The sequence below is a fragment of the Rhabdaerophilum sp. genome, assembly GCF_046092605.1.
Lineage (GTDB): Bacteria > Pseudomonadota > Alphaproteobacteria > Rhizobiales > Beijerinckiaceae > Rhabdaerophilum.
The window spans coordinates 20,155-42,177 of sequence record NZ_JBJTDY010000045.1; the positions used below are offsets into that span (position 1 = coordinate 20,155).

The window sequence follows — 22,023 nt, forward strand, 5'->3', positions numbered from 1 at the left end:
TCTTGCCGCGCGGCGTGAAGAAGCAGAACCTGCCCGAAAAGCCCTGTCTCGCCTGCGGCCGCCCGTTCACCTGGCGGAAAAAGTGGGAAAAGCTGTGGCATGAGGTGAAATTCTGCTCCGACCGCTGCCGCATGGACGCAAGAAAGCGGAAAGCCTCATGAAGACCCTGCGCCTCGTGCTCGGCGACCAGCTTACCCGGTCGATCTCGAGCCTTGCCGATCTCGAACCGGCGCGTGATGTGGTGCTGATGGTCGAGGTCGCCGCCGAAGCGACTTACGTTCGCCATCACAAGCAGAAGATCGCGCTGATCTTCTCGGCCATGCGGCATTTTGCGGAAGGCTTGCGCGGCGAGGGGATCACGGTCGATTACGTGGCGCTGGAGGATCAGGGCAATACCGGCTCCTTCGAGGGCGAGTTGCGCCGGGCGCTTCTGCGCCACGAGCCGGATCGGGTCATCGTCACCGAGCCCGGCGAATGGCGTGTGTGGCAGATGATGCTCGAATGGCGCGAAACCATGCCGGTGCCCGTGGAGATCCGCGCGGATGATCGCTTCGTCGCCTCGCGTGACGAATTCGCGGCTTGGGCGAAAGGCCGGAAAACCTACCGGATGGAGTTCTTCTATCGCGAGATGCGGCGCAAGACCGGGCTTCTGATGAAAGGTGATGTTCCCGTGGGCGGGCAATGGAATTTCGACGCGGAGAACAGAAAGAGCCTGCCCGCAGGCTACCATCCGCCCCAGCGTTTGCGCTTCGAGCCCGATGCCGTCACGCGCGAGGTTCTGGCGTTGGTAGAGCGGCATTTCCCCGATCATTTCGGCGATCTCGCGCCGTTCGGCTGGCCGGTGACGCGGGCCGATGCGCTCAAGGCGCTGGATCATTTCATCGCGGTGGCACTCGAAGGCTTCGGCGATTTCCAGGATGCGATGAAGCGGGGCGAGGATTTCCTGCACCATGCTTTGCTCTCGCCCGCGCTGAATATCGGGCTCCTCACGCCCATGGAGCTCTGCCGCGCGGCGGAGCGGGCCTATCTCGAAGGGCGTGCGCCGCTCAATGCCGTCGAGGGTTTCATCCGGCAGGTGATCGGCTGGCGGGAATTTGTGCGCGGCCTCTACTGGAACGAGATGCCGGGCTATGCGGAAACCAACGCGCTTTCCGCGAGGCGCGCCCTGCCGGATTTCTACTGGACCGGCGAAACCGATCTCGCCTGCCTGAAGGAATGCATCACGGCGACCCGGCGCAATGCCTATGCGCATCACATCCAGCGGCTGATGGTCACGGGGAATTTTGCCCTGCTCGCCGGGGTGGCGCCGCGCGAAATCGAGCAATGGTATCTGCTGGTCTATGCCGATGCCTTCGAATGGGTGGAACTGCCCAATGTGCACGGCATGGTGATGTTCGCCGATGGCGGGTTGCTCGCTTCGAAGCCCTATGCCGCCTCGGGGGCCTATATCGACCGGATGTCGGATTACTGCGCGGGCTGCCGTTACGATCCGGCAGTGAAATCCGGCCCCGGCGCCTGCCCGTTCAACCCACTCTACTGGAACTTCCTGATCGAGAACGAAGACAAGCTCGGCAACAATCCGCGCATGGCCATGCCCTATCGCAATCTCCGGCGCTTCTCGGCCGAGAGGCGCGCGGAGATCACGCGGGAAGCCGCGGCTTTTCTCGATGAAGTCGCACCGCGACAGGGCTAGAGCATCCGCCCGCCAAGTGGATACCGGTTGGCGGAAAAAGCGGATGCGAAAACAAGAAGATAGAGCGCCAGATCTGATTCAATCAGATCGGTTTGCGCTCTAGAGCATCCCACCGCCAAGTGGATACCGGTTGGCTGAAAATGCTCTAGTAGTAGTAAAGCGCGGTGATCTCGGCATAAGCCGAGGAGCGCTCCCTCCGGCGCCATTCGTAGCCCGCCGAGCCGTTGAGCCCGAAACTCCCGAAACTCAGCCCGTTGGCATGGAGGCCCATGCGCATCTTGAGCCAGGAATCGCGACCGATCACGCCGCCCACGCTGCGTTGCCTGCCGGCAGAGAAGGAAACCTCCGGCCCGATCGCGGTATTGCGCCACCCGGTCGAAAATCCGTGGCGCAGGCGCAGGAACCCGCTGGCTTCCGCGGCATCCACCAGCAATGTGCCGCTGGTGAAGCCATCGCGCAGGGTGGGGTGATTGTTCCAGCTCTGCCAGAACTCGATCATGGCGGCTGCTCCGAGGCGTCCCTTGTAGCGCGTCACCGCGCGCTCCCGCGGCGAGTGGAGGCTGAGGCTGGGCCCGGCATAGGCCGAGATCGACAGCGCGCCGATCTGCCATTCATGGCCGAGAAAGATGCGCCCGCCCGCGAAGCGGTTGAACCGGCCGATGACCAGCGGGTCCCGCTCGCGGAACTTCGTGCCGAGGCTGTAGAGAAGGCGGAAACCCGGCTTGTCGAGGCCCGAGAAGGGCGCGAGCTTGGCGCCACTGGAAAGATAGAAGGCCCAATCGGAGGCGCTGGTGCTGATGAAGGCCACGCCAAGGTGCCTGGCCTTGGGGGGCGCATCGAAGAAACCCAGCTCTTCCGCTTGTGAATCCAAAGGGATGCCGGTTTTCACCAGCAGCGCCAGAAGACCTGCCATCCGAACTCGATCTTGCCCCATCCCGGCTCTAGGACGCATCAGCCCGAGGCAATCGTCAAGCCTGTTCCGGCACCCCGCCCGCAATTTCCCGAATTCGCCGCCGCGCCTGCCGGTGGAATGCGGGGCTTGCAACGCCTGAAACCCCCGCTACAAGCAAATTGGCCGGGCATGTCAGGGGGCAGGGGCGGTTCTTGCGTATCCACGAAATTCTAGCCAACCTGCTGCAGCCGAGGGGTGATGCCAGCCATCTGGGCGAGCAACCCAGTGTCGAGGATATCATTTCCGCGCTGGGTCCGCGCAGCTTTGGCATCGTGCTGGTGCTGTTCGGCCTGCCCAATCTGCTGCCGGTTCCCGGCTTGCCCATCCTCTGCGGTTTCATCATCGGCATCATCGCCTTCCAGATGGTCATCGGAAAGGATCATCTGCTGCTGCCCCCCTGGGTGGGGCGGCGGCGGCTGAAGCGGGGCGATCTTGCGCGCGTGGTCGGACGGGCCACGCCCACGCTTCGCACCGTGGAAAGCGCGATGCGCCCAAGGTGGCTGGCGCTGACATCGCCGGCCCTCTCGCGGGTGATCGGCGTGCTCCTGCTCATCCTCGCGACGGCCTTGATGGCGCCGATCCCCTTCTTCGGAGGCATCGCACCGGGTTTTGCCGTCATCCTGCTGGGCCTTGGCCTTGCGGAACGCGATGGCCTCTTCATCGTGTTCGGCACGGTGACGAGCGTCTTCGCGGTTCTGCTGACCATCACCGTGACGATCGCGATCCTGAAATCGCTGACCTTCCTGATCGTCTGAGGTTCAGGCGGCGCTGATCTGGTGCAGGGGCAGGCGGCTGATATCACCGTCGTTGCGCAGCAATTCATCGAGCTGCTCGGCGGGAACGGGCTTCGAGAACAGGTAGCCCTGCAGCAGGTGGCAGCCCACGGCCTGCAGGAAACGGCGCTGTTCCTCCGTCTCGACGCCCTCGGCCGTGACTTCGAGGCCGAGCGCGCGCCCCAGATGCACGACCGAATGCACAAGGATCGCGCTTTCGCCTGTCGCTTCCATCTGATCGAGGAAGGACTTGTCGATCTTGATCTTGTCGAAGGCGAAGCGCCGCAGATAGATCAGTGAGGAGTAACCCGTCCCGAAATCATCGAGCGCGAGCTTCACGCCGAGCGCGCGCAATTCCATCATCGCGGCCTGGGCCTGGTCGGCATCCTCGACGAGCACGCCTTCGGTCAGTTCCAGTTCGAGCTGATGCGATTGAACCGCGCATTCCTTCAGGACATTGGCGACCGAGGACACGAAGTCCTTCTGCCGGAACTGCACGGCCGAGACATTCACGCCCACGCGCAATCGCGGCCAGCGCGCGGCATCGCGCATGGCGCGCCGCATCACCCATTCGCCCAGCGGCACGATGAGCCCGCGCTCTTCCGCCGCCGCAACGAACATGGCCGGCGAGATCATCCCATGTACCGGGTGACGCCAGCGCACGAGCGCCTCGACCGAGGCAATTCGGCCGGTATCGGCATGCACTTGCGGCTGGTAGACGAGGGTGAGTTCGTCGCGCTCGATGGCGCCGCGCAGCTCGTCATCCACGAGTTTGCGCATGCGCTCATGTTCGTTCATCCGGTGTTCGTAGAGGTTGAACCGGTTCCGCCCCTCGTTCTTCGCTCGATAGAGGGCGGTATCGGCCGCGCGCAGCAGGGTCGCGCTGTCGGTGCCGTCGCTCGGGCCGATCGCGATGCCGATGGTGACGCCGATGCGGATGTCGATCCCGTTCATCATGAAAGGTCGGTTCGTGGCATCCACGATGGCCTGCGCGAGGCGCGTCGCATCGAGATGCGAGCGCACGCTCGGAAGCAGGATGGCGAATTCGTCGCCACCGAGGCGGGCCAGCACGTCGGTCTGGCGCAGGAGCGGGCGCACGCGCGCGCCGAATTCCACGAGAACGCCATCGCCGGCCGCGTGCCCATAGGTGTCGTTCACGTCCTTGAACTTGTCGAGATCGAGCAGCAGCACCGCGAGCGAATGACCGCGATGCGGCAGGTCGCCGATGTTCTCGTTCAGCGCATCGATGAAGACCGTGCGGTTCGGCAGGCCCGACAGCGCGTCGTGGCGCGCCTCGTGGCTGGCCTGCGCCTCGCGGTGCAGCAATTCCTCGGTGCTATGGCGGATGCGCCGGAAGAGCAGCACGCCGACCGTCGCCACCACGCAGGTGCCGATCAAGCCGAAAAGCGCGAGTTCGCGCAGGATATCGGCGGCTTCACGTGCCGGGTCCCAGATGACGGTCATCACCGCGCGGCTGTCCTGACCGGCGATCGACAGGCTCGTTTCCAGCGTGGAACGCCCGGGAATGACGCGGAGGTTGGGCAGGGCGAGCATGGTCGCGAGGCGGCGCAGTGTCAGCGCGTTGATCGGCCGGGTGGCGACCAGCACGAGATTGCGCCCCACGGGAAGGGTGGCGAAGGTCATCAGCCCGGTGCCGTCCTGCACCACGCGTGCTTCGCGGCCGATGCCGAGCGTGGTGCCTTCCATGCCGCGCATGCGGGAATTGTCGACCAGGGCCTGCACCGCGCGCGCGCGTTGAGCCGCCACTTCCGGCTCGCCGGCTTCCGCCAGCGTCACCCCATCCATGCGGCTCACGAGAATGGCGTAATCGAGGTTCTGCCGGAGCAGCAGGTTCTGCAGGATGCGGTCGCGCTCCGCACGGGTCTGGTTTCCGGAGACGAGATCACCCAGGCCTTCATCGCGTGAGAGTAGGCCGAGCAATGCTTCGGCCTCGTAGTGAAAGCTTTGCGTGAGCTGATGTTTTTCGCGTTCCAGCTCGACGCTCAACTGCCGCGTCGCGGCGGAATGGGCCACAAAAGCGATGCTTCCCACCACGCACAGCACGAGCAGTGCGATCGGGATGAACAAGATCGACACGAGATGCCTGTTTCCAGCCTGTGACTTCTTCGAAACCATCCCGTGGACCAACGCAACGCCACTGTTACAAATGCACACTGATTCCTTTATCGGAAAGAAGGTTTACGGCGCGTTATCCTGCGCGTCATTTGCAGCCGGAACGTTCGAAAATCGCGGATCGGCTACAGGAGGCCCATGGCGCGGAAGCTCGCATGGCCTTTCCGACCGATGATAAGGTGGTCGTGAACCGTCAGGCCCAGCGCTTCGGCATGCTCGATGATCTCGCGCGTCATCTCGATATCCGCGCGTGATGGCGTCGTGTCGCCGGAGGGGTGGTTGTGGACGAGGATGATCGCGGAGGCATTGAGCTGCAGGGCGCGGCGCATGATCTCGCGCGGATAGACCGGCGTGTGGTCGACCGTGCCCTTCTGCATCATCTCGTCGCGGATGAGGCCGTTCTTCTTGTCGAGGAAGAGCACGCGAAGCTGTTCGATCTCGGCGAAGCCCATCGTGGTGCGGCAGTAATCGAGCACCGCCTCCCAGGAGGAAAGCACCTGCCGGCCGCGAATGGCGCCCTGGCTGATGCGCCGCGCGGCGGCCTCCAGCAGTGTCAGGTCATGCACGATGGCCGGGCCGACGCCTTTCACCTCGGCGAGGTGTTCGGGCGCGGCGCCGATCACTTCCGCGAAGCTTCCGAACCGGGCAATGAGCGCCTTCGCGACCCCCTTCACATCCGCGCGCGGAATGGAGCGGAACAGCACAAGCTCCAGCAATTCGTAATCCGGGAGTTGGTCCGGCCCTTCGGCAAAGCGCGCGCGGAGGCGTTCGCGATGGCCATGGTAATGCGGAGCCTCGGCAGCGTTCGCCGGCAGATCACTCTGCAAGCTCGCTTCCCCCGGGGCTTTCCTGCGTTGGCCTTTGCCTTTCGGGCGTGAGGGAGGGGATGCACGGTCTGTCATGCGCGGTCAGGGCAGGGTGGCGGGCCTCGGAGGCGCCGGCTGGGCCGGGAAATCCAGCCCCTTCGGCGAGCGCGTGAAGATCTCGACGCCCGTCTCGGTCACTCCGATGGTGTGCTCGAACTGGGCGGAGAGCGAGCGATCACGCGTCACGGCCGTCCAGCCATCTGCGAGGATCTTCACATGCGGGCGCCCGAGATTGATCATCGGCTCGATGGTGAAGAACATGCCGGGTTTCAGCACTGCGCCTTCGCCGGCCCGGCCGTAATGCAGGATGTTGGGCTCGTCATGGAAAAGCTGGCCGAGGCCATGGCCACAGAAATCCCGCACCACCGAGCAGCGCTCGGCTTCCGCAAAGACCTGGATCGCCTCGCCGATATGTCCGAGCGTCGCGCCGGGCTTCACGACCGCCATGCCCCGCTCGAGGCTTTCATGCGTGACCTCGAGAAGGCGCATGGCGCGCCGCGGAATTTCGCCCACGGCATACATGCGGCTTGCATCCCCATGCCAGCCATCGACGATGAATGTCACGTCGATATTGACAATGTCGCCCTCGCGCAGGGGCTTGTCCGAGGGGATGCCGTGGCACACCACATGGTTGATGCTGGTGCAGCAGGAACGCGGATAGCCATGGTAATAGAGCGTGGCCGGGAACGCCTTGTGATCTATGGCGAATTCGAACACCGCGCGGTCGATCGCGTCGGTTGTCACGCCGGGCTGAACCATCGGCACCAGCATGTCGAGCGCCTCGGCCGTAAGGCGCCCGGCCTTGCGCATGGCCGCGAAGGCTTCCGGCCCGTGCAGACGGATCGAGCCCGGCTGGCGGCGAACGAGGGTGGTGGAATTATTCATGAAAGAAATATGGCTCCGCAGATCTTGAGCGGCAAGGGAATGCCACAAGGTTTAGAGCATTTTCCGATCCAGTGGATACCGGTTGGTCGAAGAAAATGCGTGAAATAATCAGGAATGAGAGCGGACGGCCTCTTTCAATCAGATCGGACTCCGCTCTCGTCGGTTCGCTGCACGGCTCCAGGAGCGATTTTGCGGGATGCCGGACGAGCAGATCCCGCGTGCATTTTCCGCGATCCGGGATTATGGGCAGCCCATGATCGAACTTTCCACCAATGCGCCCGGCTGGGGCGCGCATGCGCCGCGCGGCGCCGTTGCCCGCCTCATCGGGCTCACCCGATCCATGCCCGCCGGCTGGCTGGGCAAGCGCCTCGGCTTTGCCTTCCGCAAGCTTGCGATCCTGCTGCTGGGCGGCAGGCCGGTGGATGCGGAGAGCCTCGGCGCCCGCTTCCGCCTCGCGCCCTACAACAATGTCTGCGAAAAGCGCATTCTCTTCGCGCCGCAGGATTTCGATGCGGCCGAGCGTGAATATCTCGCCGGGCTGATTGGTGCGCGTTTCACCTTCCTCGATATCGGCGCGAATATTGGCGGCTATGCCCTTGCGCTTGCGGCCAGGGCGGGGCGCGACGCGCGCATCCTCGCCTTCGAGCCGCAGCCAGACGTGTTCGATCGGCTCATCTTCAACATCAGCATCAACCCCTTCGGCACGGTGAAGGCCATGGCTTTGGCCGTGGCGGATCGCGACGGCGAACTCACGCTCTTTCTCGATCCCGCCAACCAGGGCGAGGCGAGCGTGAAGATCGTCAATCAGGATCGCGCCGGCCGCGTCCGCGTTCCCGCCCGCGCATTGCTCGGGATCGTGGAGGATGAGGGCCTTGACCATATCGATGCGATGAAGCTCGATGTGGAAGGCGCCGAGGACATCATCCTCCAGCGCTTCCTCACCGATGCGCCCGCAAACCTCTGGCCCCGCGCCATCGTGCTGGAAAAGGGCGAAAGCCGCTGGAGCATCGATCTCCTCGGCTTCCTTGCCTCCAAAGGCTATCGCCGCGTGATGGAAACGCGCAACAACCACGTGCTGGAACATGCGCCATGAGCCAGGTGACCGCCGCCATTCTGGTGATCGGCGACGAGATTCTCTCGGGGCGCACCAAGGACAAGAATATCGGCTACATCGCCGAATATCTCACCAATTCCGGCATCGACCTGCGCGAAGTGCGCGTGGTGCCGGATGTGGAGGAGGAGATCGTCGGCGCGATCAACGCCTTGCGTTTGCGCTACACCTACCTCTTCACGACCGGTGGCATCGGCCCGACTCATGATGACATCACCGCAGATTGCGTGGCCAGGGCTTTCGGCGTCTCGATCGCGGTCGATGAGCGCGCGGTCAACGTCATGCTCGATCGCTACAAGCGCGAGGAGCTGAATGAAGCCCGCCTGCGCATGGCGCGCATTCCGGCCGGCGCGGAGCTGATCGACAACCCGATCTCGAAAGCGCCGGGCTTCATGATCGGCAATGTCATCGTGATGGCCGGCGTGCCGAACATCATGCAGGCCATGCTCGATGACGTTGCGCCGCGCCTCAGGACGGGTTCGCGCGTGCTCGCACGCACGGTGGATGCCGCCGGTCTCGGCGAGGGGATCTATGCCGGGGGCCTTGCTGCGATCGCGGTCGCGCATCCGGCGGTGTCGATCGGCTCCTATCCGGCATTCCAGGCCGGCGGTTTCCGCAACCAGATCGTGCTGCGGAGCCGTGATGAAGCCGCGCTTGAAGCTGCAGAAAAGGCTGTGATTGGCTTCATCGCGGGGCTTTCGTCGGATCGGGCACCGGTTTAGGAACAAGCCTCGCCGCAGGGGAGAAAGATCATGAATGCCGCGCCCGCGCCCCAAGCCATTCCCGAAAAGGCCTTCCCGGTCTCCTGGGACCAGTTCCACCGGGATGCCCGAATGCTGGCCTGGCGACTCGCGGGCTCTGGGCCTTTCAGCTCCATCGTCTGCATCACCCGCGGTGGTCTCGTTCCGGCGGCAATCATTGCGCGCGAACTCGAACTCAGGATGATCGAGACGGTCTGCATCGCCTCCTACCACAATTACACCGATCAGGGCGGCTTGCAGGTGCTCAAGGGCATCGACCACGTTATCACCGGCACGGATGGCGGCAGGGGCGTGCTGGTGCTCGACGATCTCGTCGATACCGGAAAGACCGTGAAGATCGTGCGGGACATGCTGCCGAACGCGCATTTCGCGACCGTCTACGCGAAGCCCCTGGGCCGCCCGCTGGTCGATACCTTCATCACCGAAGTGAGCCAGGACAGCTGGATCTATTTCCCGTGGGATATGGGCTTCGCCTTCCAGCCGCCGATCATGAAGGGTGCCGCCGGCTGATGGATTTTCCCTCGATTCATGGCGTCAATCTCCGGTAAGGAACAGGAACATCCGGGGAAGCCTTGCCCGATGCCAGGAAAGCGAGCGGATCGTGCGCCCGCCAAGTGGATACCGGTTGGCGAAAAAAGCGGATGCGAAAACAACAAGAGTGAGCGCCAGATCTCTTTCTGTCAGATCGGTTTGCGCTCTGGAGCATCCGCCCGCCAAGTGGATACCGGTTGGCGGAAAAAGCGGATGCGACAACAGGACGAGTGAGCGCCAGATCTCTTTCTGACGGATCGGTTTGCGCTCTGGACTGGGATCACGCCGGTTCGACGATCACGCTGACATGCGCGGCCACCACGCGCCAGCCCTCTGGCGTGCGCAGCCAGACCTGGCTCTGCCGGCCCACCTTGCCCGCCATGCTGTCGCGGCGGAACAGCGTCCATGCCGTCGCCATGTCGCGGCCATAGGTGGTGATCAGCGTGCGTTCGAGCCTGCGTTCGAGGCCCACGGGCGAGCGTGCGGCTCGGAAGGCCGCGATCTCCGCATAGCCATAGAGGTTCTCTGCCCCGCCATAGCGCACGGTTTTTTCGCTGTTCAGGAACAGCCGGTCGAGCGTCTTGACGTCGTTCGTAACCAGGGCACGCTCATATTCGGCGAAGGCGGCTTCCACCTCGGCCTTCACCTCGGGAATGTCGATCTCCAGCATCAGGTGATCTCCGGCACGATCGAAATTGCGACGCCCTGCTTTTCCAGCGCGTGGGCGACGCGCAGGGCGAGATCCTCGCGGCCTGGCGCCGCGATCACCTGCACCCCCAGGGGCAGGCCGTTCGGCGCAGGCATCGGCGCGGTGACAACCGGCAGGCCGGCGAAGGAAATCGGCTGCGTGAAGAGCCCGAGATTGGCGCGCACGGGCAGTTCCTGGCCATCGAGAACGAAGGTCTTCTGCTCCACCAGCGGCGCGGTGCAGGGGGTCGCGGGCGCGAGAAACACATCATGCTGCTCGAAGAGCTTCGCGACCAGCGCGCAGTAATGCCGCCGGAACTTGTGTGCCTGCACCAGCATGTTTCCCGGCAGCAGGTTTCCGGCCACGAGCCGGTCGCGCACCTCGGGGTCGAAATCGCCGATTCGCGTTTTCAGACGCTCGCGATGGAGCGCACCGCCTTCCACCATGGTGATGACGAAGGCGGCCGCGCGGGCCCGCGCCGCTTCCGGCCATTCGACCGTGTCGGCCGCGCCGAGCGCCGCGGCCGCCTCATCCACGGCGGCGAAGGCTTCCGCTTGACCCATCGCGCGGAAATAACCGCCTGCAATGGCGATCCGCAGGCCGGAAGGGTCGCGATCGAGTTCGGGCAGCACGGGCTTCGGCGCATCCTTCCAGCAAGCGGGATCGGCTGCATCCGGCCCCGCCATCGCGTCGAAGGCGAGCGCGAGATCGCGCGTGGAGCGCGCCATCGGCCCGAGATGATCGAGGCTCGCGACGAAGGGGAAGGTATGGGCGCGGGAAAGCGCGCCGAAAGTCGGTTTCAGCCCGAAAAGCCCGCACAGCGCGGAGGGCACGCGGATCGAGCCATTGGTATCCGAACCGAGGGTCAGCGCCGCGAGGCCGCCCGCCGCCGCGGCACCGGAACCACCGGAGGAGCCGCCGGTCATCCGGGCGGTGTCGTGCGGGTTGCGGGAGGGGCCGTCATGCACGTTCCGGCCCGTAAAATCATAGGCATATTCGCCCATGTTCAGGGCGCCGAGCAGCACGGCATCCGCCGCTTCGAGCCGCGTGACCAGGGTCGCATCCTGCTTCGCGGGCGGGTGATCGCGATTGATCTTCGAGCCGGCGCGGGTCGCAAGGCCCGCAACATCGAACAGGTTCTTGACGGCGAAGGGCACACCCGCGAGCGGGCCAGGAGCTTTGCCACTGGCCCGCTTGGCATCCACGGCCTGAGCGGTTTTCCTTGCGCGTTCGGCCATGACATCGGTATAGGCCCCGAGCTTGCCGTTCAGCGCCGCGATGCGCGCGAGATGCGCCTCCGTAACGGCAAGCGCCGAAACCTCGCCCGCCTTCACGGCCGCCGCGATCGCGTGGGCTGGCGCCTTCGTCCAGTCGCGCTCAGCCATGCTCCTGCTCCCGCGCGGCGAAAATCGCGGCCGGTTCGATATCATCCGGCAGCGGGTAATCCATGAACGACGCAGCCAGCCGGAAGGCGAGCGCGACATTGCGCGTAACTTCCGCAAGGTCCGCCTGCTCAAGCGGCAGGCCCATCGCATCGGCCAACAGGCGAGAATAGGCCTCGGGATCGGGGAGAGGGTTCTGTGCCATGGCGGGTCCGGTTCAGCGTGCGAGCGAGTCAATATAGGCGCGCCAGCCGCCAAGAGGGGAGATGTCAGTGGAGCCGATCAGGCCTTCGGGTTCAACCAGAAAACCCTTTGGCGTTGTGCCATCCGAGAGTTTCAGCGTGCCGATGCCGAGAGGGCTCGGAATACCCGCGATGAAGCGCCCGAAACCGGCCGGCGGCAGCGCCCAGACCTCTGTCGCGATGGCGTGACCCGTGCCCGCTGCCACGCGCAAGAGGCCGGGGCGTTTGGGCGGTCCGCCTGCCAGCGCGTGCAGCCGGTAATCCGGCGCCGTGGAGACGGCGCGGCGAAACACGCCGCCATTCGAGGTCAGTTCATGGTTCAGCGGCATGCCCGAGAGATGCGCGCCTACGACGACGATCTCAATGAGCCCGTCGCGGCCGGGATCATCGAAACCGGTCTCGGCAGGAAGCGGCGCGCCCGTCGCGCCCATCGTCACGCCGCTCGCCTGGTGGAAGGCGCGGGCCATCGCCGCGAGCCGGCCATCCGCGCCCGATGGTGCGATGAAGGTGAGGCCCGCCGCGCGGCCATCCGGGCGGAACGGCCCCGGCGCGGCGCAGGCCGCAAGATCGAGCAGGTTCACGAAATTGGTGTAGGTGCCGCAGCGGCTGTTCGGGCCGATCGGATCGGCAGCGAGATCGGCGACGGTCGGCGAAACGGGTGTTGTCGGCACAGCGAGCATGCCCGCCTGCCGCCAGATCGGCGCGATGGCCAGTTTCAACTCCGCGAGGCGATATTGCGCCCGGAAGAGCGTGCTCGCATCGAACTTTTCCGCGCCGGAGATGATGCCGCGCGTCACCGGATGCAGGCTCGCGGCGTTCGTCTTCAGGAAAGCGGCGATGGCGGCGTGGCGCTCCGCCACCCACGGACCCTCATAGAGAAGTGCCGCAGTTTCGAAGAACGCCGTGAAATCCACCGGCACGAGCTTCGCGCCGAGGCTTTCAAGCTGCGCAAGGCCGGCGTGATACGCCTTTTCCTGCAGGCCATCGCCAAAAAAGCGCAGATCCTCCGCGCGCGGCACGCCGATCACCGGATGCGGTTCGCTCGCCTGCTGCGGCACCAGCGGCACGGCGCGGCTGAACGGATCGGCCGAGTCCGGCCCGGCCATCGCGGTGAAGGCCGCCCAGGCATCCTCGACCGTGAGCGCGAAGACCGAGACGCAATCGAGCGTGCGGCAGGCGGGCACCACGCCCCGGCCGGGCAAGGCGCCCACACTCGGCTTGAGTCCCACGATGTTGTTCAATGCGGCGGGCACGCGGCCGGATCCGGCCGTATCCGTGCCAAGCGCAAACGTGACAAGTCCACGCGCCACCGCCACCGCCGAACCGGAGGAGGAGCCGCCGGGCACGAGCGCGGGGTCGATCGCATTCAGCGGAATGGGGTAAGGCGAGCGCACGCCCACAAGGCCGGTCGCGAACTGGTCGAGATTGGTTTTTCCGATGAGGATCGCGCCTTTAGCCTTCGCGCGGGCTACGACGGTTGCATCTTCCGCCGGCCAATAGGCGAAATCCGGGCAGGCGGCCGTGGTGGGCATGCCGGCCGCGTCGATATTGTCCTTCGCGGCGAAAGGCAGGCCCCAGAGCGGAGTGCCCACGGGATCGAAGGGGGGCAGCTTTTCCGCCGCCGCGATCGCCTCCGCTTCCGGCACGAGCGTGATGAAGATGCCGGGATCATGTGCGGCCGCGATGCGCCGATAGGATTCTCGGATGATGTCGGCGGGCTTGCCCCCGGCCTTGTAATAGGCGTGCAGGCTCTCGCGGGTGAAGGGGAGAGCGCTGTTCATCATTCATTTCCGGGCAGGGTGAAGGGGAAGGCGGCCGCGAGGCCGGAACAATTGACTGCGCATTGTAGCGCGGAACAAAATTAAAAAGGCAAATGCAATGCCAGAATCCGAACCATCGGGATTGTGTGAGGAACATAAGCAGAAACAGCGATTTGAGTGAATTTGGCTTCAGACCGACGTTCTACCTCCCTTCTTGGCAAGGCGCATGATGGCTGCAAAGCCCCACAACCTGCATAAATTATAGGCAACATAATGTTGCGTTTGGAGCGCTTGCGATTCTCGTTTATCGAAGAAAAAAGGTCTTTCGCCGGCTGCGAGAACCATGCGCGGGCATGGCGCGGAAAAGGGTTGAGGCGAGAGGCATGGGAGTGGAGCGGCTCACACGCTCGGGGCGGAACAGGTTCCATGACGCGCATCATTTCGGCCATCGCCGTGTTTTCCGGTTCGAATTCCGGTGGCCACGAGGATTATGCCCAGGGCGCTGTAGGGCTCGGAACGGAACTCGCGCGCCGCGGTATCCGGCTTGTCTATGGTGGCACGAACAAGGGGCTGATGGGCGTGCTGGCCGATGCCGTGCTGGCCGGTGGAGGCGAGGCGCATGGCGTGATCACCGAGCGTCTGGCCGCCAGGGGTCACGGCCATCCCGGCCTGACCGTGGGCGAAACGGCGACCGACATGCGCGCGAGAAAGCGCCGCATGGCCGATCTCGCCGATGCCTTCATCGCGCTTCCCGGCGGCATCGGCACGCTTGAGGAATTCATGGAGGTCTGGACGCTGAACCAGCTCGGCGAGTTCATGAAACCGGCCGGATTGCTGAACATTCGCGGCTTTTATGATCCCCTCATGGGCATGATCGACCACATGATCGCCGAGAGCTTCCTGCCGCCGCAGCATCGCGATGGCATCGTGCTGGATGCCTCGCCCGCCGCGCTCATCGACGGGCTCATCACCTTTCAGCCGGTCACGGTGGCGAAGTGGCTGGAACCGGCGCCGTGACGAGGCGCGAGCCCAGCTGGTCGGCGAATTTCGCCGCGGCCACCGGCAGCGCGCGGCCGCGCAGCTGGCCGATGGCGAGGCGCGCGGGCTGCACGTCACGCGGGTCGATCGGCTTCGCCACGAGGCCATAGCGCTCCCGATCCTGCGGCGGCGCGCCGATCTCGATCTGGAAGGTGATGGCCAATTCCGTGCGCACGAAATTGCGCAGGAATTCGAAGGAATTTGACTCCACGGCCGGTTCCAGGCGGAAGGAAGCGCGCGCGGTCGCTTCATCCAGCAATTGCCGGCCGGAATAGGAGCGATCGGGCAGGGCGAGCGGAAAATCCGCGCAATCCCGCAGGCGCAGCGTTGCCCTGCCCGCGAGCGGGTGGCTCGCCTGCATGATCGCCATCACCCGTTGCTCGGCCGAACCGATGATCTGGAATTCCGGCAGGGGCTGGGGCCGGAACACCAGCGCGAGATCGACCTCGAATTCGGTCAAGGCGCGCAGGGCATCGCGGTGGTCGAGCACGCGGATCGAGAAATTCACGAGCGGAAACTCGCGACGATAGGCGGCGACCATGTTGGGCATGAGGTCATAGGCCAACGCCTGAGAGCACGCGATGGAAATGGTGCCTCGCCGGAAGCCTGACAAATCCTCGACCTGCGAGCGCACGCGGCTGAGTTCCGCGAGTTGAGCCCGGAAATGACGGATGATCAGCTCTCCCGCCGCATTCAGGCGCACGCCGCGCGGCAGGCGCTCGAAGATCGGCGTTCCCAGCTCCTCCTCGAAATCCTGGATGCGGCGGTTGAGGGCGGAAGCGGTGAGATTGAGCTTCTCCGCCGCGCTGCGGATGGAGCCGGATCGCGCGACGACATCGACATAGCGCAGAAAACGCACATGGCGCATGGCTTCTCCCTAGAGCGGACCCCGATCGGATTGAATCGGGTCGGATGCTTTATCTCTTTTATTCACGCATTTTCTGCGACCAACCGGTAGCCAATGGATCGGAAAATACTCCAGCGGTGAGTTTTTCGAACAGCTCTGAGCAGAAATGAGCAGAAGACAGCAACAGTCAACTCCGCCTAGCGTCCCGGCCCATCCAAGGATCATTTTTTCCGGAGGTATGCTGATGTCTCTCCCGCTTTCCCGTCGCGCTTTCGGCCTCGGTGCCGGCGCGCTCCTCGCCGCTTCGGGTCTCACGCTGCCGGTGCGGGCGCAGGGCGTCGTGAAGGCCAAGATGATCCTGAACTGGCGCTATCAGGGCCCGCAGAGCTGGGTCTTCCAGGCGCAGGATATGGGCTTCCTCAAGGAGGAGGGCGTCGAGCTCGAGATCGACCAGGGCGAGGGCTCGGCGGCGGCCATCACCAAGGTCGCGACCGGCGCCTATGATGTCGGCTTCGGCGACATGAACGCGCTGATCGATCTTGTCTCGAAAAAGCCGGATGAAGCCCCGCTGGCGGTCTATGCGATGTTCAACAATCCGCCCTTCACCATCGCGGTTCGCCGCGACGGCCCGATCAGGACCCCGAAGGATCTCGAAGGCAAGACGATTGGCGGCCCGGCGAACGATGCCGCGCTGAAGCTTTTTCCGGCCTATGCGAAGCTCGCCGGCATCGATCCCGCCAAGGTAACCATCACCAACATGGCGCCGAACCTGCGCGAGCAGATGCTCCAGCGCGGGCAGGTGGATGCGGTGTTCGGCTTCGTGAACACGATTTCCTTCTCCGCGCGCCTCGCCGGCATCGATCCGGACAAGGATTTCCGCTTCATCAATTACGTCGATGCGGGGATGGACCTCTATTCGAACACCCTCGTCGTGAGCCGCCGATTCGCGAAGGAGAACCCGAAGGCCGTTTCGGGCATCGTCCGCGCCTTCAATCGCGGTCTTGCGGAAACCCTGAAGGATTTCGACAAGGCGGTGGATGCAGTGGCCCGGCGCGAGCCGCTCATCAAGAAGGACATCGAGAAGGCTCGCCTCATCGCGACCCTGAAGGCCGAGATGAGCCACCCGGATACCGCGAAGATCGGCATCGGGGACGTGGACGAGGCCCGCTTCAGGCGCGGAATCGCCATCGTGGCGGAGGCGAACCAGCTGCCGCGCCTGCCGGCGGTGGATGAGGTGTTCAGCCGCGCCTTCCTGCCTCCGGCGGGCGAGCGCATCAAGGCTCTCGGCGTCTGACAAAACCGAACAGAGAAAAGAGAATTCATCGTGAAACTCGGTCTTGAAAACAAGGTCGCGGTCATCACCGGCCCGGCCAAGGGGATGGGTGCGGCCGTCACGCGCGCCTTCGGCGCGGAAGGCTGCCACCTCGCGCTCGTGGGCCGCGATACGCTCGCCATCGAGCCGATCGCGGCAAAAATGCAGGCGCTCGGCCGCAAGGTGATCGTGGTGTCCACCGATCTCACCGATGCCGGGGCCTGCGAGGCCATGGCCGAAACGGTTCTGAACGCCTTCGGCCAGATCGACATCCTCGTGAATGTCGCCGGCGGCTCTGGCCCCATGGGCAAGACCGGCTGGGAGACCAGCCCCGAGGAATTCGACGAGATCATCACCCTCAACATGAATGGCTGTTTCCACACGATGCGCGCGATCGTCCCCGCGATGATCGCGCGGAAATACGGCAAGATCGTCAATGTCGGCGGCACCTTCGGCATGCGGGGCAGGGCGGGTCGTATGGCCTATTCCGCCTCGAAATGGGGTCTGCGCGGCATCACCAAGAGTTTCGCGCTGGAGGTAGGCGAGCACAACATCAACGTGAATTGCGTGGCACCCGGCATGGTCGATGGCCCGCGATTTCGGGAAAAAGTATGCCCCACCATGGCGGAAAGGCTGGGCATCACGGTCGAGGAGGCCGCCCGGCGCCACGCGGCGGATTACGCGCTGAAGCGCATCTCCACCGATGATGACATCGCGCATGCCTGCCTGTTCCTGGCCTCGGATGTCTCCCGCCAGATCACCGGCATCGATCTGCCGGTCGATGGCGGCTGGGCAGCCCTCTGAGGGGGATGGCGATGGCGCTCCATGATCTCCTCATCACCGGTGGCACGGTTGTTTCGCATGAGGGCTCCCATCGCGCGGATATCGCGATTTCCGGCGAAACGATCGCTGCGATCGGCGCGCCGGGCATACTGGGCCCCGCTAAAGAGGCGCTTGACGCCTCGGGCCTGCACATCCTGCCCGGCGCGATCGATGTGCATGTGCATTACCGCGATCCCGGCATGGCTTACAAGGAAGACTGGGACACGGGTACGGCCGCCGCCGCGATGGGCGGAGTGACGACCGTGTTCGAGATGCCGAATACGTTTCCGCCCACCGCGACGCCCGAGGCACTCGCCGACAAGTTCCGGCGCGCCAGCACCGCGCGGGTGGATTTCGGCCTCTACGGCCTGCTGGCCGAGGACAATATCGATCAACTCGAAGGGCTGATCGCGGGCGGGGCGGCGGCGTTCAAATGCTTCATGGGCAATACGACCGGCAACCTGCCATCGCCCTCGACCGGCGCGATGCTCGAAGGCTTCGAGATCATCGCGAAGCATGGGCATCGCATTTCGCTCCATGCCGAAACCGCCTCCGTCATGGCCTGGCGGCAGGCCAAGCTGATGGCTGCTGGCAGGAAGGCGCCGCTTGATCACCTTGCCGCGCGCCCCGCGATCGTGGCCATCGAGGCGGTGCAGCGCGCGGCCTCGCTCGCCGAATGGACCGGCGCGCGGGTGCATGTGCTGCATATTTCCTCGGCAGACGAGCTTCGTCCGCTGCGCGAGGCGCAGGCGAGGGGCGTGGATATCACGGGTGAGACCTGCCCCTGCTACCTCATGCTCGATACGGATGACTATGCTCGCCTTGGCCCGATCATCAAGGTGAACCCGCCGGTGCGCGAACCGCACCATAAGGCGGAACTCTGGAAGGCGCTGAATGACGGCACGATCGGCCAGATCGCGACCGATCACGCGCCGCATACGCCGGAGGAAAAGCGCAACCCGGATATCTGGGAAGCGGGGGCGGGCTTCCCCGGTGTCGAGACGCTCATGCCCCTGATGCTCCATGCCGTTGCCGAGGGTTGCCTGTCTCTTGAGCAGCTTGTGCGGATTGCAGCCTATAACCCTGCGAAGAATTTCGGGCTGCTTCCACTCAAGGGGCAGATCGCCATCGGCAGCCATGCGGATCTCGCAATCATCGACCTCTCCGCCGAGACCGTGATCGACGAGGCGAAGCTGCATTCGACGCGCGCCCGCGTCACGCCCTTTCATGGCAAGCGCGTGAAGGGCCTGCCGCTTCACACGCTGCTGCGTGGCCAGTTCGTGATGAAGAACAGGAGCCTGGTGGAGAATTCACTTGGCCGCGGCCGTTCCGTTCACACGCTTCAGAAGATGCCACCCGCAAAGCCCCAACGGGTGGAGCAGAGCCTTGCGAGCCTTCTGGGCTTGCAAGGCTCGGATGGCACAACCCTTGCTCAGCGGAAGGCATGATCATGATGGCCGCAAAGCCCGCCGAGTTTGTGCCCGCCCCGCCGCAATCCGATGCACCGGAGCGCGCCCGGCCGCTCATTTCCCTTGAAGGCGCGGGCATCATCTATGGCTGCGGCGCCAATGCCGTGGAGGCCCTGACGCCCACCGATCTCGATATCGAGAAGGGGGATTTCGTCGCTCTCGTCGGTCCCTCGGGCTGTGGCAAATCGACGATCCTCAAGCTGGTCGCCAACCTCATCAGGGCGAGCAGCGGGCATGTCTTCGTGGGGGGACGCGAGGTCGGGGCCGAGCGTGTCGGCATCGGGATGGCTTTCCAGAACCCGACCATGCTGCCCTGGCTCCGCATCCGCGATAATATCATGCTGCCGTTGAAGATCGTCGAGCCGTTCCGCTCCGAATTCCGGGCGAAGCGGAAGACCGAGTTCCGTGATCGCGCCGAGGCGCTTCTGGAAGTCGTGGGCCTCAAGGGTTTCGGCGACAAGTTTCCCTGGCAGCTCTCGGGCGGCATGCTCCAGCGCGCCAATCTTTGCCGTGCGCTGATCCATGATCCCGCGCTTCTCCTGCTCGACGAGCCCTTCGGCGCGCTCGACCAGTTCACCCGCGAGGAGCTCTGGGCGATCCTCCAGCAGCTCTGGATGGACAGGAAACCGACCGTCATCCTTGTCACGCATGATCTGCGCGAGGCGGCCTATCTTGCGACCCGCGTCTGCGTGATGAGCGCGCGCCCCGGCCGCATCGTTGCCGATGATGTCGTGCCTTTCGCCCGCCCCCGCACCCTCGACATGACCTTCGAGCCCGAATTCGTGGCGCTGACCCAGCGCCTGCGCGGTTTGATCGTCGATGCCCGCACCGGAAAGGTCTGAGCCATGGAAGCCCTCTCCGAACGCACGCGCCAGAAGCTGAAAAGCGGCCTGCTTATCCTCTCCTTCTTCGTTCTGTGGGAGGTGGCCTGCCTCGTCTTCAAGGTTTCGGAAATCGTGTTGCCGCGCCCCACGGTCATCATGGGCGCGCTCTGGCAGTTCTTCCCGGGCATTCGCCCGCATCTCGTCCAGACGCTTTACACCACGCTCGTCGGCTTCGCGCTCGGCGTCGGCATCGGCGTGCTGATCGGCGCGGTGATCGGCGTGAGCCGCGTGGCCTATGATACGGCCTATCCTCTGCTCGTGGGCTTCTCCTCCATCCCGAAAGTGGCGGTGGTGCCGATCTTCGTCCTGTGGTTCGGCGCTGGCACCACGCCCGCCATCCTCACTTCCATGGTGATCTGCGTCTTCCCCATCGTCGTCAATGTCGCGACAGGCCTCGCCACCACCGAGCCCGAACTCGAGGATGTGCTGAAGGCCCTGGGGGCGAAGAAATTCGACATTCTCTGGAATGTCAGCCTGCCGCGCGCGATGCCCTATTTTTTCGCCTCGCTGAAGGTTGCGATCACGCTCGCCTTCGTCGGGACGGTGCTGAGCGAAACGGTCGCCTCGAACCGCGGCATCGGCAACCTGATGATGATTGCTTCCTCGAACTTCAACGTGCCGCTGGTCTTCGCCGGGCTGTTCCTGCTCGCGGGGCTGGGTGTCACGCTTTACGTCATCTTCTCGCTCATCGAGCGCCGGGTCGCCGGCTGGGCGATGCGCAAGCAGGACTTTGCCATGGGCTGAAGAGCGCATGACAAGGGGAAGTCGGGGGACTTTTCCATACGACCGAACCGGGCCGATCCTGGCCCATGCAGGGAGAGTTCAAGCATGTTCAACCGCCGTCATGTCACTTCCGCCCTTGCAGGCATCGCGCTCGCGGCCACGGCCGGCAGCGCGTTCGCTGAGGCACCGACCAAGATCCGCTTCACGCTCGACTGGAAATACCAGGCGATGCATTCCTGGTATTACCTCGCGATCGACAAGGGCTATTTTGCCGCCGAGAAGCTCGACGTGACCGTCGATCAGGGCGAGGGCTCCGCCGCCACCATCAACCGCATCATGAGCGGCGCCTATGATGCCGGCTTCGGCGACATGAACGCCATCATCCAGAATGCCTCGACCAAGCCGGCCGACGCCCCCGTGATGGTCTACATGATCTACAACCAGCCGCCTTTCGGCATCGTTTTCAAAGCCAACAGCCCGATCAAGACCCCGAAGGATCTCGAGGGCAAGAAGCTCGGCGGGCCGGCCGGTTCGGCCACCACGCGCCTCTTCCCGGTCTTCGCGAAGGTCAACGGCGTGGATACCGGCAAGATCGAGATCCTCAACATGGCGCCCAACCTGCAGGAGCAGATGCTGGTGCAGGACCAGGTGCAGGGTTCGCTGATCTTCACCGCCACGAGCTACATGAACTTCGTGGGCATGAAGCTCGATCCGGACAAGGATTTCCGCTGGATGACCTTCGGGGATTACGGCGTCGACGTGTATTCGAACGGCGTGATGGTCTCCCAGAAATTGCTGAAGGAGAAGCCGGAAGCCGTGCGCGGCCTTGTCAAGGCCGTGAACAGGGCGCTGATGGATGCCGTCGCCAACCCCGATGCCGCCATCGACGCGCTGATGAAACGGGAGCCGCTGCTGAACCGCGACGTGGAAAAGCGCCGCATGATCTTCGCCTTCAAGGAACTGATGCTCACGAAGGAAGCAGCGGAAATCGGTTTCGGCGACGTGAAGGACGACCGCATGACCCGCGCCATCTCCATGGTGGGCGAGGCCTATGGCCTGACGGCGCTTCCGGCGGCGAGCGCGGTGTTCAACCGCTCCTTCCTGCCGCCCAAGGCCGAGCGCGCCGTGAAGGTCTTCACGAACTGAGGCCT

General features: G+C 64.4%; 22 protein-coding genes. 13 read left to right on the forward strand and 9 right to left on the reverse strand.

Annotated elements, in window-relative coordinates; genetic code table 11:
• Nucleotides 1–2: 2 nt before the first annotated feature.
• Entirely contained in the window at nucleotides 3–161 is a 159-nt protein-coding gene (locus tag ACKODO_RS04080; RefSeq protein ID WP_408982175.1) for a DUF2256 domain-containing protein, read from the forward strand.
• Complete coding sequence (locus ACKODO_RS04085) at nucleotides 158–1,693, forward strand: cryptochrome/photolyase family protein (RefSeq protein WP_408982176.1); 1,536 nt, start codon at nucleotides 158–160, stop codon at nucleotides 1,691–1,693. Before ACKODO_RS04080 ends, ACKODO_RS04085 begins: the two co-directional genes overlap by 4 nt.
• 145 nt (nucleotides 1,694–1,838) lie before the next feature.
• Here the strand turns inward: ACKODO_RS04085 and bcsS are convergent, their stop codons facing one another.
• Complete coding sequence (bcsS, locus tag ACKODO_RS04090) at nucleotides 1,839–2,606, reverse strand: cellulose biosynthesis protein BcsS (RefSeq protein WP_408982177.1); 768 nt, start codon at nucleotides 2,604–2,606, stop codon at nucleotides 1,839–1,841.
• A gap of 191 nt (nucleotides 2,607–2,797) precedes the next feature.
• On the opposite strand from bcsS, the gene ACKODO_RS04095 reads away from it, so the two are divergent.
• Nucleotides 2,798–3,400 (forward strand): exopolysaccharide biosynthesis protein, encoded by a 603-nt coding sequence (locus tag ACKODO_RS04095; RefSeq protein WP_408982178.1) that lies wholly within the window; start codon nucleotides 2,798–2,800, stop codon nucleotides 3,398–3,400.
• Between the two features lie 3 nt (nucleotides 3,401–3,403).
• On the opposite strand, the gene ACKODO_RS04100 is transcribed toward ACKODO_RS04095, so the two are convergent.
• The 3 genes from ACKODO_RS04100 to map all read right to left on the reverse strand — a co-directional run bounded on the left by ACKODO_RS04100 (nucleotide 3,404) and on the right by map (nucleotide 7,302).
• Nucleotides 3,404–5,515, reverse strand: a complete 2,112-nt coding sequence (locus ACKODO_RS04100; protein WP_408982179.1) for a putative bifunctional diguanylate cyclase/phosphodiesterase — start codon at nucleotides 5,513–5,515, stop codon at nucleotides 3,404–3,406.
• Nucleotides 5,516–5,676: 161 nt separating this feature from the next.
• A complete protein-coding gene (radC, locus tag ACKODO_RS04105; protein ID WP_408982180.1) occupies nucleotides 5,677–6,378 on the reverse strand; it encodes a RadC family protein in 702 nt (233 codons plus the stop codon).
• Nucleotides 6,379–6,459: 81 nt separating this feature from the next.
• Complete coding sequence (map, locus tag ACKODO_RS04110) at nucleotides 6,460–7,302, reverse strand: type I methionyl aminopeptidase (protein WP_408982181.1); 843 nt, start codon at nucleotides 7,300–7,302, stop codon at nucleotides 6,460–6,462.
• Nucleotides 7,303–7,555: 253 nt separating this feature from the next.
• Here map and ACKODO_RS04115 point away from each other — a divergent pair, with 253 nt between their 5' ends.
• The 3 genes from ACKODO_RS04115 to gpt are packed head-to-tail and all read left to right on the forward strand — an operon-like array spanning nucleotide 7,556 to nucleotide 9,684.
• The gene (locus ACKODO_RS04115; RefSeq protein WP_408982182.1) at nucleotides 7,556–8,395 is read left to right on the forward strand and encodes an FkbM family methyltransferase; all 840 of its coding nucleotides are present in this window, start codon (nucleotides 7,556–7,558) and stop codon (nucleotides 8,393–8,395) included.
• Nucleotides 8,392–9,135 (forward strand): competence/damage-inducible protein A, encoded by a 744-nt coding sequence (locus ACKODO_RS04120; RefSeq protein WP_408982183.1) that lies wholly within the window; start codon nucleotides 8,392–8,394, stop codon nucleotides 9,133–9,135. Before ACKODO_RS04115 ends, ACKODO_RS04120 begins: the two co-directional genes overlap by 4 nt.
• A 30-nt stretch (nucleotides 9,136–9,165) precedes the next feature.
• Nucleotides 9,166–9,684: a xanthine phosphoribosyltransferase gene (gpt, locus tag ACKODO_RS04125; protein ID WP_408982184.1), complete on the forward strand. Its 519-nt coding sequence runs from the start codon at nucleotides 9,166–9,168 to the stop codon at nucleotides 9,682–9,684.
• 301 nt (nucleotides 9,685–9,985) lie between these two features.
• Here the strand turns inward: gpt and hpxZ are convergent, their stop codons facing one another.
• From hpxZ to atzF, 4 genes are read right to left on the reverse strand one after another with little or no spacing between them, the layout of a single operon-like run.
• On the reverse strand, nucleotides 9,986–10,372 hold the full coding sequence (gene hpxZ / locus ACKODO_RS04130; RefSeq protein WP_408982195.1) for an oxalurate catabolism protein HpxZ: 387 nt from the start codon (nucleotides 10,370–10,372) through the stop codon (nucleotides 9,986–9,988).
• Between the two features lie 2 nt (nucleotides 10,373–10,374).
• Nucleotides 10,375–11,778, reverse strand: a complete 1,404-nt coding sequence (locus tag ACKODO_RS04135; protein WP_408982185.1) for an AtzE family amidohydrolase — start codon at nucleotides 11,776–11,778, stop codon at nucleotides 10,375–10,377.
• A complete protein-coding gene (locus ACKODO_RS04140) occupies nucleotides 11,771–11,980 on the reverse strand; it encodes a DUF4089 domain-containing protein (protein WP_408982186.1) in 210 nt (69 codons plus the stop codon). Before ACKODO_RS04140 ends, ACKODO_RS04135 begins: the two co-directional genes overlap by 8 nt.
• Before the next feature lie 12 nt (nucleotides 11,981–11,992).
• On the reverse strand, nucleotides 11,993–13,801 hold the full coding sequence (gene atzF, locus ACKODO_RS04145; protein ID WP_408982187.1) for an allophanate hydrolase: 1,809 nt from the start codon (nucleotides 13,799–13,801) through the stop codon (nucleotides 11,993–11,995).
• 402 nt (nucleotides 13,802–14,203) lie between these two features.
• Here atzF and ACKODO_RS04150 point away from each other — a divergent pair, with 402 nt between their 5' ends.
• On the forward strand, nucleotides 14,204–14,794 hold the full coding sequence (locus tag ACKODO_RS04150) for a TIGR00730 family Rossman fold protein (RefSeq protein ID WP_408982188.1): 591 nt from the start codon (nucleotides 14,204–14,206) through the stop codon (nucleotides 14,792–14,794).
• Here ACKODO_RS04150 and ACKODO_RS04155 read toward each other — a convergent pair.
• Nucleotides 14,760–15,683: a LysR family transcriptional regulator gene (locus ACKODO_RS04155; protein ID WP_408982189.1), complete on the reverse strand. Its 924-nt coding sequence runs from the start codon at nucleotides 15,681–15,683 to the stop codon at nucleotides 14,760–14,762. The two genes, ACKODO_RS04150 and ACKODO_RS04155, sit on opposite strands and share 35 nt — an antisense overlap.
• A 223-nt stretch (nucleotides 15,684–15,906) precedes the next feature.
• Between ACKODO_RS04155 and ACKODO_RS04160 the strand changes: the two genes are divergently transcribed.
• The 6 genes from ACKODO_RS04160 (at nucleotide 15,907) to ACKODO_RS04185 (ending at nucleotide 22,018) form a co-directional block, all read left to right on the forward strand.
• Nucleotides 15,907–16,956 (forward strand): ABC transporter substrate-binding protein, encoded by a 1,050-nt coding sequence (locus ACKODO_RS04160; protein ID WP_408982190.1) that lies wholly within the window; start codon nucleotides 15,907–15,909, stop codon nucleotides 16,954–16,956.
• Between the two features lie 30 nt (nucleotides 16,957–16,986).
• On the forward strand, nucleotides 16,987–17,778 hold the full coding sequence (locus ACKODO_RS04165) for an SDR family NAD(P)-dependent oxidoreductase (protein ID WP_408982191.1): 792 nt from the start codon (nucleotides 16,987–16,989) through the stop codon (nucleotides 17,776–17,778).
• An 11-nt stretch (nucleotides 17,779–17,789) separates the two neighbouring features.
• Nucleotides 17,790–19,244 carry an allantoinase AllB gene (gene allB / locus ACKODO_RS04170; RefSeq protein ID WP_408982192.1) on the forward strand — a complete coding sequence of 485 codons (1,455 nt, stop codon included), beginning with the start codon at nucleotides 17,790–17,792 and terminating at the stop codon, nucleotides 19,242–19,244.
• A 5-nt stretch (nucleotides 19,245–19,249) separates the two neighbouring features.
• Nucleotides 19,250–20,107 (forward strand): ABC transporter ATP-binding protein, encoded by an 858-nt coding sequence (locus ACKODO_RS04175; RefSeq protein WP_408982196.1) that lies wholly within the window; start codon nucleotides 19,250–19,252, stop codon nucleotides 20,105–20,107.
• A gap of 3 nt (nucleotides 20,108–20,110) precedes the next feature.
• Nucleotides 20,111–20,893 carry an ABC transporter permease gene (locus ACKODO_RS04180; RefSeq protein ID WP_408982193.1) on the forward strand — a complete coding sequence of 261 codons (783 nt, stop codon included), beginning with the start codon at nucleotides 20,111–20,113 and terminating at the stop codon, nucleotides 20,891–20,893.
• Nucleotides 20,894–20,977: 84 nt separating this feature from the next.
• Complete coding sequence (locus ACKODO_RS04185; protein WP_408982194.1) at nucleotides 20,978–22,018, forward strand: ABC transporter substrate-binding protein; 1,041 nt, start codon at nucleotides 20,978–20,980, stop codon at nucleotides 22,016–22,018.
• Nucleotides 22,019–22,023 lie beyond the last annotated feature (5 nt).